Source organism: Nocardia farcinica, from assembly GCF_029867845.1.
Classification (GTDB): Bacteria; Actinomycetota; Actinomycetes; order Mycobacteriales; family Mycobacteriaceae; genus Nocardia; species Nocardia farcinica_A.
Genome location: NZ_JARWRU010001284.1, coordinates 1 through 9,691, shown reverse-complemented (window position 1 = coordinate 9,691; position 9,691 = coordinate 1). Strand labels below are relative to the sequence as shown.

General features: G+C 70.2%; 8 protein-coding genes. 3 read left to right on the top strand and 5 right to left on the bottom strand.

Translation table 11 applies throughout. The features are described 5' to 3' along the window. Positions 1 to 52: 52 nt before the first annotated feature. The 5 genes from QH283_RS28725 to QH283_RS28705 all read right to left on the bottom strand — a co-directional run bounded on the left by QH283_RS28725 (position 53) and on the right by QH283_RS28705 (position 6,133). On the bottom strand, positions 53 to 2,605 hold the full coding sequence (locus tag QH283_RS28725) for an ABC transporter permease (protein ID WP_280506066.1): 2,553 nt from the start codon (positions 2,603 to 2,605) through the stop codon (positions 53 to 55). After that, positions 2,605 to 3,381 carry an ABC transporter ATP-binding protein gene (locus QH283_RS28720; protein ID WP_280506065.1) on the bottom strand — a complete coding sequence of 259 codons (777 nt, stop codon included), beginning with the start codon at positions 3,379 to 3,381 and terminating at the stop codon, positions 2,605 to 2,607. The genes QH283_RS28725 and QH283_RS28720 overlap by 1 nt, the downstream gene beginning before the upstream one ends. Positions 3,382 to 3,516: 135 nt before the next feature. Continuing rightward, positions 3,517 to 4,095 carry a TetR/AcrR family transcriptional regulator gene (locus QH283_RS28715; protein ID WP_280506064.1) on the bottom strand — a complete coding sequence of 193 codons (579 nt, stop codon included), beginning with the start codon at positions 4,093 to 4,095 and terminating at the stop codon, positions 3,517 to 3,519. Between the two features lie 44 nt (positions 4,096 to 4,139). Continuing rightward, complete coding sequence (locus QH283_RS28710) at positions 4,140 to 4,814, bottom strand: response regulator transcription factor (RefSeq protein ID WP_280506063.1); 675 nt, start codon at positions 4,812 to 4,814, stop codon at positions 4,140 to 4,142. Further along, positions 4,799 to 6,133 (bottom strand): sensor histidine kinase, encoded by a 1,335-nt coding sequence (locus tag QH283_RS28705; RefSeq protein ID WP_280506062.1) that lies wholly within the window; start codon positions 6,131 to 6,133, stop codon positions 4,799 to 4,801. The genes QH283_RS28710 and QH283_RS28705 overlap by 16 nt, the downstream gene beginning before the upstream one ends. A 158-nt stretch (positions 6,134 to 6,291) precedes the next feature. Between QH283_RS28705 and QH283_RS28700 the strand changes: the two genes are divergently transcribed. From QH283_RS28700 to QH283_RS28690, 3 genes are read left to right on the top strand one after another with little or no spacing between them, the layout of a single operon-like run. Next, a complete protein-coding gene (locus QH283_RS28700) occupies positions 6,292 to 7,182 on the top strand; it encodes an ABC transporter ATP-binding protein (RefSeq protein WP_280506061.1) in 891 nt (296 codons plus the stop codon). Beyond that, positions 7,179 to 8,780 (top strand): hypothetical protein, encoded by a 1,602-nt coding sequence (locus QH283_RS28695; RefSeq protein ID WP_280506060.1) that lies wholly within the window; start codon positions 7,179 to 7,181, stop codon positions 8,778 to 8,780. The genes QH283_RS28700 and QH283_RS28695 overlap by 4 nt, the downstream gene beginning before the upstream one ends. Continuing rightward, a complete protein-coding gene (locus QH283_RS28690; RefSeq protein WP_280506059.1) occupies positions 8,767 to 9,423 on the top strand; it encodes a hypothetical protein in 657 nt (218 codons plus the stop codon). Before QH283_RS28695 ends, QH283_RS28690 begins: the two co-directional genes overlap by 14 nt. The last annotated feature ends 268 nt before the right edge of the window (positions 9,424 to 9,691 follow it).

Below are 9,691 nucleotides of genomic sequence, written 5' to 3'. Positions count from 1 at the left end.
CCCCCCCCCCCCCCGTTTGTGGTGTGCCCGCCGGAATCGGCGAGATCGGCCGTCAGAGATCGGCGATGGCCGCCAGCGGTGGCGTGCGGGCGGCGCGGATCGCCGGCCACACCGCGGCCAGCACACCGACGACCGCCGCGGAGATGAGCACCGCGATCAGCTGATCCCACGGGACGGCGATCTGGTCGATGCCGAATTCGCTGAGTGTGCGCAGGAATCCGACGCCGAGGCCGAGGCCGAGAATCACGCCGACGATCGCGCCGAACACCGCGATCAGCACCGACTCCAGGTAGATCGTGCGCCGGATCTGGGAGCGCAGCGCACCCACCGCGCGCAGCATGCCGATCTCCCGGCGCCGCTCCACCACCGACAACGCCAGGGTGTTGATGATGCCGAGGATGGCAATCACCACCGCCAGGGCGAGCAAGCCGTAGAGGATGGCCAGCATGGTGTTGATCTGCTGGCCCTGGGCGCCCTTGAACTCCTCGCGATCCTGGACCTGCACGATCACGAACTGATCGGTGGCCTCCTCGAGTGCGGTGCGCAGTGCGGCCGGATCGGCGCCTTCCCTCGCGGTGACCAGGACGAAGAAGTTGCTGCGGAACGTCGGCGGTGTCACCTGGTCGAAGACCGCGGGCGGCACCACCAGTTCGGAGAGCAGCGGGGTGTCCCGGTAGATACCCGCGACGGTGACCGAGACCTTCTGGTTGCGGTCCAGGCCGGTCAGCTCGATGCTCTGCCCCGCGCTGAGGCCGTGTTCCTCGGCCTCTTTCTGCGAGACCAGGATGTCGCTGTCACCGAGTGTGCCGGTGCCCTCGACGATCTCGTAGTTCAGCGCGCCGCCGATCGGCACATCCGGGGAGACGCCGGTGGTCCGGTCGTCGCCGATGCGCACCGCCACGCCGCGGAAGCCGACCACCTCGGCCGCGTCGGGCACGTTCTGACGCACCGCGTCGGGCACCGCGAGCGGCAGGCCGATCAACTGCTGCGACGGCCCGACGAGCACGAAGTCGGACTGCACGCCCTTGTCGACGAGCACGCCGATACTCTCCTTGGCCGAGGCGCCGAGCATGCCGATCGCGGTGACCAGCATGAGGCCGAGGGTCAGCGCGAAAGCGGTCGCGGCGGTGCGGCGCGGATTGCGCACGGCGTTGTTGCGCGCCATCCGCCCGACCGGTCCGAACGGCTTGAACAACGCGCCGAGCGCGCCGACCACCGGCTGCGACAGCGCGGGCGAGGCCAGCAGCACCGCCAGGATCAGCGCCAGCGCGCCGATGCCGACGATGGTGGCCGCGGTGCCGCCGGTCGACTGCGCGCCGAGCACCACCAAGCCCGTGCCGATCACCGCGAGCACGACGCCGACGAGGGTGCGGACCCGCAGGGAGTCGCCCGCCGAGGCGAATTCCTCGCGCATGGCCTCCACCGGCGGGGTCTTGGAAGCCCGCCGGGCGGGAGCGTAGGCGCTGATCACGGTGACCAGCAGACCCACCAGCAGCGCGACCAGCACGGTGCGCGGCAGCACCGCCATCGAACCGGTCGGCACGCCGAGGTCGAAGGCGTTGAGCAGACCGGACAGGCCGAAGGCCAGGCCGATACCACCCGCCAGCCCGAGCAGGCTGCCGATCACACCGATCACCAGTGCTTCGGCGACCACCGAATTGCCGACCTGACGGCTGGAGGCGCCGATGGCCCGCAGCAGCGCCAGTTCGCGCAGGCGCTGGGCGACGATCATCGAGAAGGTGTTGTAGATGATGAAGGTGCCGACGATGAGCGCGATGGCGCCGAAGGCGAGCAGGAAGTAGTTGATGAACTTCAGCGCCTCGGAGATCTGCGCCTGCAGGTCCTCACGCACCTGCTCGGCATTGCGGACCGCGTAGTCGGGCAGCGCCTCGGCGAGGCGGTCGCGCAGTGCGTCGGGATTCACCCCGGGCGCGGCGGCGATGTCGATGTGCGCCACATGCGTTCCGTCGGTGAACAATTCGCGGGCCTGCGCGTCCTCGAAGAGCAGGCCGACGAAACCGCCCGTGTCGGTGGGGACTTCGTAGATGCCGGTCACGGTCACGTCGATCACCGGCTGCTGCTGGGCGCCCGCCGAGGGGATCAGGACCTTGGTCCGGTCGCCGACCCGCAGATCGGCCCGTTCCGCGCCGCCGGTGTTGATGGCGACCTCGCCGGGGCGGCTCGGCGGCGCGCCCTCGACGAAGGTCTCGGTCTCGCCGACGGCCTGATCCGGCGGCAGGTAGGACTCGCCGACACTGGGGGCGCCGCCGGTCTGCACCGGTTTCTCCCCCGCCGGGTCCAGCAACAGGATCACGCCGTTGACCGCCGGAGCCACCGCCCGCACGCCCTCGGTCTGCTTCACCTGCTCGACCACCTCGAGCGGGACGCCGAAGGACTGCATCTCCTCCGGGCTCACCCGCACGTCCACACCCTTGGCCTCGTCGGCGAAGATGCCGTCGAAGGTGCGCTGCAGGGTGTCGGTGAAGACGAACGATCCGGCGATGAAGGCCGTGCCGAGCACGACCGAGAGCAGGGTCAGGGCCAGCCGCACCTTGTGCGCGGCCAGATTGCGCAAGGCGACCTTGCGCATCGGAGACGATGCCATCAGAGCTTCTCCAGCGCCTTCATCCGGTCGAGCACCGATTCGGCGGTGGGATCGCGCAGTTCGTCCACGATGCGGCCGTCGGCCAGGAACACCACGCGGTCGGCGTAGGCGGCGGCGTGCGGTTCGTGGGTGACGATCACGACGGTCTGGTCGAACTCGTCCACGGCGGCGCGCAGGATCGACAGCACCTCACCGCTGGAGCGGGAGTCCAGGTTGCCGGTGGGCTCGTCGCCGAAGATGATCTCCGGCTTGCCCGCCAGCGCACGCGCGCACGCGACGCGCTGCTGCTGACCGCCGGACAGCTCGCTGGGGCGGTGGGTGAGCCGGTTCTCCAGGCCGAGCCGCTTCACCACGGTGTCGAGCCAGTCCTTGTCCGCCGTGCGGCCCGCGATATCCAGCGGCAGGGTGATGTTCTCCAGCGCGGTCAGGGTCGGCACCAGGTTGAACGCCTGGAAGACGAAGCCGATGCGGTCCCGCCGCAGCATGGTCATCTGCTTGTCGTTGAGATCGGTCAGGTCGGTGTCGCCGATGCGCACTACACCGGAGGTGGCGCTGTCCAGGCCGGCCAGGCAGTGCATCAGGGTGGACTTGCCCGAGCCCGAGGGGCCCATGATGGCGGTGAACTCGCCCTTGGCGAACTCGACCGTGATCCCGTCCAGTGCCTTGACCTGCGTGTCCGCCGAGCCGTACACCTTGCTCACGTCGATGGCGTGCGCCGCTATCTCCCCCGGACGCGCCGGATCCTCGGAGTGCACGCCCACAGCTTGCGAAGTCATGCCCACCAGTCTGTCCTGCCGTCCCGCCGTGCGCCATCGGGGAAATCCCCTAACGACCGCGGCGAGCGTTTCAGGGGAAATACAGAACGGCCGGCGGCACCGAACGCGGCGGACGGCCGCGCGACCTCCCGCGGCCTACCGCAGGATCATCAGCGCCGACTTCTCGATACGGTCGGCGATCTCCGAATACGAGCCGTACCCCATGCCCGCCCTGACCAGCGCGCCCGCGTAGAGCAGTTCGAGGGATTCCACGATGTCCGGATCCGCGTCCGGCTCGAGCGCGCGCACGATGCGTTTGCGGATCTCCGCGCCGATCCGATCGCGCAGATGCGCCACATCGGGATCGCGCCCGAGCAGCGCACTGGTGACCGCGCCGGACAATTCCTCCTCGTCGGCCACCAGCAACGCGATATCGCGCAGTTCGGCGATCACCCGCACCACCGGATCGCCGGAATCACTGGCCGGGCTCTGCGAAGCCACCAGCCTGCGCCAGAAGATCTCCGCGACCAGGTGCTCCTTGGACGAGAAGTAGGTGTAGGCGGTGGCCGTGCCGACCCCGGCCGCCGCGGCGACCAGCCGGATCGTCATGCCCGCGAACCCCTCGCGCGAAAGCACCTCCACCGCGGCCTTGGTCAGCTTGTCGACGGTGTCGGCCTGCTTCCCGCTCAGCCGCCTCCTGGTGGCCTCGACCCCGGTGGTGCGTTTTTCGGACATGTGTCCAGACACTATCAGGCGCGGCGGGGTCCTTCCGATCGCGTTCAGGTGGTCTCGTCGCGCCGCAAGTAGGCGAGCACCGCGAGAACCCGGCGGTTGGTGTCGTCGGCCTGCGGCAGGACCAGCTTGGTGAAGATATTGCCCACGTGCTTGCCGACCGCGGACTCGGTGATGAACAGCAGCTTGCCGATGGCGGCGTTGGAGTGGCCTTCGGCGATGAGGGCGAGCACCTCCCGTTCGCGCGGGGACAGCTGGGCGAGCGGGTCGCGACGGCGGCGCAGGAGCTGGCCGACGACGGTCGGGTCGATCACGGTGGCGCCCCGCACCACGCGGCGCAGGGTGGCGGCGAAGTCCTCGACGTCGACGACGCGATCTTTCAGCAGGTAGCCGACCCGGCCGCTGTCGGCGCCGAGGAGTTCGTCGGCGTAGCTCAGCTCCACATACTGACTGAGCACGACGACGGCCAGATCCGGGTGATCGCGCCGCAATGCCACGGCCGCGCGCAGACCTTCGTCGGTGAAACCCGGCGGCATGCGCACGTCGGTCACCACCAGATCCGGAAGATGCTCGGCGACAGCCGCTTCCAGCGCGACGGCATCGGCGACCGCGGCGACGACGACGAATCCGAATCGTTCGAGCACGGCCGCGAGGCTCTCGCGCAGCAGTGCGCCGTCCTCGGCGAGAACCACCCGGATCTCGGCGGTCAGTTCTTGTCGCACGGCAGCTCCACACGGACGATGGTCGGTCCGCCCGGCGGACTGGACAGCAGCATTCTGCCGTCCATCACGGCGACCCGGTCGGCCAGGCCGGTCAGGCCGCTGCCCCCGGCCGGGTCGGCGCCGCCGCGTCCGTCGTCGACGATCTCGACGACGAGCCGGTCGCTGTCGAGACGGGCGGTGAGTCCGACCTGGGTGGCATCGGCGTGCTTGGCAATATTGTTCAGCGCCTCCACGACCACGAAGTAGGCGGCGACTTCGACGTGCGGCGGCGGCCGGTGCGAAAGCTCGGCGGTGATGGTCACCGGAACTGCTGTGTCCTCGGTCAACTCGCGGAAGGCGGCGGGCAGTCCCCGGTCGGTCAGCACGCGCGGGTGAATTCCGCGGATCAACCGCCGCAGTTCCGCCATCAGCTGCTTGGCCTGCTCGTGGGCCCGGGATACGTTCTCGGCGGCGGGCGAGCCGGCGGGGAGGTCGAGCCGGGCGATGCCCAGACGCAGGGTGAGATCGATCAGCAATGCCTGGGCGCCGTCGTGCAGGTCGCGTTCGATGCGCCTGCGCTCGGCTTCGAACGCGTCCACCAATCGGGCGCGCGAGCGGGCTGTTTCGACCAGTTGCGCGCGCAGCGCGTCCGGATGGTCACCGAGCAGCAATGATCGGGCCAGCGCCGCATGCAGACCCGCGACGATCGCGACGAGATAGGGAACGGCCGGGAGCAGCACCGTGCCCACGACGGCGTAGGGCATCGCCTGGTCCACCGACGTGATCTGGCTGAATCCGAGCGCGACCGCATCACCGCTGTCGCGCACCATCAGCGGGCTGATCAGCATGACCAGGATCAGCGACACGAAGATCAGGGCGAGCAAGTACGCCACCGGCACCACCACGACCAGCAGGCACGCGTAGGCAAACGCCTTCCAGGTGGCGGCCTCGGTGTATCGCATCCGTACCCACGGCCACAATCCCGGGGCGGGCGGGCGCCGATGGGCGGTGACCACCGGGCCGGTGAACACCAGCCGCACCCGCTGTCGTTCCAGCGCGGCCGGCGCGAGCGCCGCCAGTGGGCCCAGGCCGACGACCAGGACTGCGCCGAGGGCCACCAGGAACAGCACCTTTCCGAGCGGCTGCGGATACCCGCCGTCGCCCGCCCAGACCACCAGTACTGCCCACGGTGCGGCGAGTCCGACGAACGGCAGCGCCACAGCGAGCGCCACCGCCGGTGTGGTCAGCAGGTAGGCCAGGCAGCGCCACGGCCAACCGGAGAGCAGGAACCGGCGTCGCGCGACGGCTGCCAGTGGTGTGGACGGCGCGGCGGAAGACACCCGGCCGAGCCTATCGACGCCGCTCACCACCGGACAGGGGCCCGCGTGCAGGTACGCGGTGGTGCTGACACCACCCCGTTTCCGCCGGGTGGACCCCGTGCCCGGCCGGGCCCGCACATGGTCGGCTGAGAACACCGATACGGCAGCGAAGGAAACCCATGCAGCTGGAGCTCAGCAATGTCACCAAGAACTACCGAGGCAAACAGGCGGTCACCGATGTCGGCATGAGTATCGGGCCGGGCGTGCTCGGACTGCTCGGCCCCAACGGCGCCGGAAAGTCCTCGCTCATGCGCATTCTCGCCACCATCACCCGGCCGACCTCCGGCACGGTCACCTGGGGCGGCGTCGACATCGTGGCCGCGCCGGGCGAGCTGCGCCGCGCGCTCGGTTATCTACCTCAGGATTTCGGAATCTATCCGAATCTCAGCGCCCGGGAATTCCTGCGCTACCTGGCCACAGTCAAAGGACTGACCGCACGCTCGGCACGGTCGCGGGTCGACGAGTTGCTGGAACTGGTCAACCTGACGGATGCGGGATCGCGTCCGCTCGGCAAGTATTCGGGAGGTATGCGCCAGCGCGTCGGAATCGCCCAGGCGCTGCTCAACGATCCTCGAGTGCTCATCGTGGACGAGCCGACCGTGGGCCTTGACCCCGAGGAACGCATGCGGTTCCGGAATCTGCTGGGCGAGCTGGGCGCGGATCGCATCGTGATCCTGTCCACCCACATCGTCTCCGATGTGGAGGCCGTCGCCGACGATATCGCGGTGCTGGCGGGCGGGCGGCTGCGGTGGCGAGGTACGCCCGAACGCCTGCTACGCGCCACCGAGGGACTGGTGTGGGAATCGGTGGTGCCCGCGAGCGCGGTGGCCGATATCCGCACGCGGGCCATGGTCACCCGCACTGTGCGCACGGCCGCCGGCGTGCGAGTGCGGTCGGTCGCGCCCGTAGCACCGAGCCCCCACGCGCGACGGGTCGAACCCGATCTGGAGGACGCGTACCTGCACGCCGTGCACGTGCCTGCCGATGTGCGGCCGGGGGTTCTCCGATGATCGCCGCCGTCTCGGCCGTCGCCCGCGCCGATTTCCTCGATCGCGCGCGGCGTCCCGCGTTCCCGGTGACCGTCTTCGGCGCACTGGCCCTCGGATTCCTCGCCGTGCCACCGGAATCCGCGCGCTACGCGATGGTGAAAGTCGGTACGTTCCGCGGCGTCTACGACAGCGCCTATATCGGCACGATGCTCGCCATGATCGGCAGTCTGTGGCTGCCGCTGTTCGGGTTCTATGTGGTCAGGAACGCCCTTGGCCGCGACACCGCGAGCGGTGTCGGTGAACTGCTCGCCGCGACACCGGTGCGCACCCCGGCGTATCTGCTGGGCAAGTACCTCGGCAATCTCGCGGTGCTGGGAGCGATGGCCGCGGCGCTCGCGGCCATCGCGCCGGTGATGCAGCTGCTGCGCGGCGAGTCCACCACGATCGACCCGATCGGCCTGTGGTTGCCGCTGGTCCTGTTCTGCCTGCCCGCGCTGGCCGTCGGCGCGGCGGCCGCGGTGGTCTTCGAGTCGATTCCGTTCCTGCGCGGCGGTTTCGGGAACATCGTGTGGTTCTTCGCCTATCCGGCGATATTCCTCGCCACACTCCCCCGCCTCTACAGCGAGACGACCGCGGGATTCCAGGACGATGTGGCCGCGCAATATCCCGGTGCGAACACCGAGATCTCCATCGGTCTCACGATGGAGGAACACGGTCTGGGCCGGTTCGTCTGGGCCGGGCCGGATTTCGGGCTACCGGTCGTCGTGGCGAGCCTGGCGCCGGCCCTGGCCGCCACTGTCGCGGCCGCGGCGCCCTCGCTGTGGTTCCCCCGGTTCGACCCGGCGCGACAGCGGAACCCGGCACCGGCGGCGCCTGTGCGTGCCGATGCGCCCGCCGCGTTTTCCGGGCCGGCTCCGGCCCCGTCGACATCCGTACCGGAAGTCCTGCGCGACAATCCCGCTCGGGCTGTCGGCCCGGCCGATCCCCGCGCGTCCCGGTACACCAAGTCGGTGGTGGGCCCGTTCGTCCGCTTGCTCACCGGTGCGGTGCGTATCCACCTCGGTGGCGTATCGCGCTGGTGGTGGCTGGGACTCGCGACCCTGACCGTGATCGCGCTGTCGGTCCCGGAGGACGCCCTGGGCACCGTACTCCTGTTCGCCTGGCTCTGGCCGGTGCTGCTGTGGTCACGGCTGGGCACACACGCCGCCGAAGCGGGCGTCGACACCCTGCTGCGCTCCGCGCCCGCCCCGCGTCGGCGGTTGCTGGCGGAATGGGGATCCGGCGTGATCGTCGCCGCGGTGGCGGGCGGCGGACCCCTGCTGCGCATGGCGATCTCCGTGGATCTTCCCGGCATCGCCGCGTGGATCGCCGGCGCGACGCTGATTCCCGCACTCGCCCTCCTGCTCGGCTCGATCGGGCGTGGGGCGCGGCTGTTCCAGGCCGTCTACCTGGCCCTCTGGTACGGCATCCTCAACCGCCTCGAAGCCGTCGACATCATGGGCGCCGTCCGTGACGCCGACAGGTCCGCAGGCCCCTCCCCGCTGTTCGTCCTCACCCTCGCCGTGGTCCTGGTGGCCGCCGCACTCGTCGTCCAGGAGATCCGTCATGCCCGTCGCTGAATCGCCCCGCCGCACCCGACTGCTCCGCGGAGGTGTCGCCACCGCGGCGGTAGTCACCGCCGTATCGCTCACCGGTTGCGCCACCGGCACCGCGAAACAGGAACAGCGCGAGGACATCTACCCCGGCGCCGCCCCCACCCTCGTCCTGCACTTCGACGATTCGGGCGCGAAGCAGATCGGCTACACCACCGCCGCCCTGGAGGCTCGCGTCGTCGGCGCCGACCGCGCCGACATCCGGGTGCGCCGGACACTCGAGTACACCGACGGCGACAAACCGGAAGAGACCGTCGATCACTCCCCCGAGGCCCTGACCATCACCACCCGCTGTCCCGATCGTCTCGCGGTCGGCCGCCCCACCTGCGTCGCCCGGTACGAGATCGAAGTGCCCTACGGCAGCATCGTCCGCGCGAGCAGCCGCTTCGGCGACCTGACCGTCATCGGCACCCGCGCCGAGGTCGAATTGCGTTCCCACTACGGCGATGTCACCCTGCTCGCCGCACCGGGCGAAGACACTCGCTACGCCGTCGATGCCGTCTCCGCCACCGGCCACACCACGGTGGACCTCCCCCAGGACGCCACCGGCATTCCGATCCGGCTGCGCACCGAGGACGGCTCGGCGACCGCCACCGGGGAACACTCCTGAGCCCCGTTCGTGGTGCTGAACGCGGTGTACCCGGCACTCGCGGCGTTCATCGCGTGGGGCCGGTTCGCCATCGAGCCCTTCGCGAGCTGAAGCGAACCGGCCCGGCCGCCGCGCGGATTCCCGATCGCCTGATCGGCGTCGAGCGGGCGTCAGTTTTTTGCGGCGGCGACCCCGGCGCGCCCGGCCGGGGTAGGGGGCGGGCCCCGGGGGGGGCCCCCGGCCGTAACCCCCCCCCCGGGGGCGGCGGGGGACGCGCCCCCCGCGGCGC

Bases quoted from the DNA above. Each gene is read 5' to 3' on its own strand.
- QH283_RS28725 (WP_280506066.1), bottom strand. From the start codon at position 2,605: ATGGCATCGTCTCCGATGCGCAAGGTCGCCTTGCGCAATCTGGCCGCG.
- QH283_RS28720 (WP_280506065.1), bottom strand. From the start codon at position 3,381: ATGACTTCGCAAGCTGTGGGCGTGCACTCCGAGGATCCGGCGCGTCCG.
- QH283_RS28715 (WP_280506064.1), bottom strand. From the start codon at position 4,095: ATGTCCGAAAAACGCACCACCGGGGTCGAGGCCACCAGGAGGCGGCTG.
- QH283_RS28700 (WP_280506061.1), top strand. From the start codon at position 6,292: ATGCAGCTGGAGCTCAGCAATGTCACCAAGAACTACCGAGGCAAACAG.
- QH283_RS28695 (WP_280506060.1), top strand. From the start codon at position 7,179: ATGATCGCCGCCGTCTCGGCCGTCGCCCGCGCCGATTTCCTCGATCGC.
- QH283_RS28690 (WP_280506059.1), top strand. From the start codon at position 8,767: ATGCCCGTCGCTGAATCGCCCCGCCGCACCCGACTGCTCCGCGGAGGT.